This window comes from Psychrobacter sp. 16-MNA-CIBAN-0192, from assembly GCF_040309565.1.
Classification (GTDB): Bacteria; Pseudomonadota; Gammaproteobacteria; order Pseudomonadales; family Moraxellaceae; genus Psychrobacter.
Genome location: NZ_JBEOOX010000557.1, coordinates 1 through 249 on the forward strand (window position 1 = coordinate 1; position 249 = coordinate 249).

The following is a 249-nucleotide window of genomic DNA, read 5'->3' on the forward strand; positions in this document are numbered from 1 at the left end:
GTTGTAATTGATGGTCAGAGCTGGTCAATATCGCCGACATGCGACCGCCCATTGACTTACCCATTAAGATTATCCGCTGACAATTGATAAGACCAAGAGCCATTTTTTGTTGAATATCAAGCAGCACCTGTTCATAGTGCGCAAGTAATTTAGGCGCACGGTCAGGCGGACGACGTTTACCATCTTGCATATTGGCTTGCATATACAAGAAATTAAATCGGTACACTTGATAGCCTTGAGCGATTAACT

1 protein-coding gene is annotated in these 249 nt (G+C 43.4%); it reads right to left on the minus strand.

Annotated elements, in window-relative coordinates:
* The coding region (locus tag AAEY78_RS14360; RefSeq protein WP_352340112.1) for an alpha/beta family hydrolase at positions 1 to 226 on the minus strand (226 nt) is incomplete at its 3' end.
* Positions 227 to 249 lie beyond the last annotated feature (23 nt).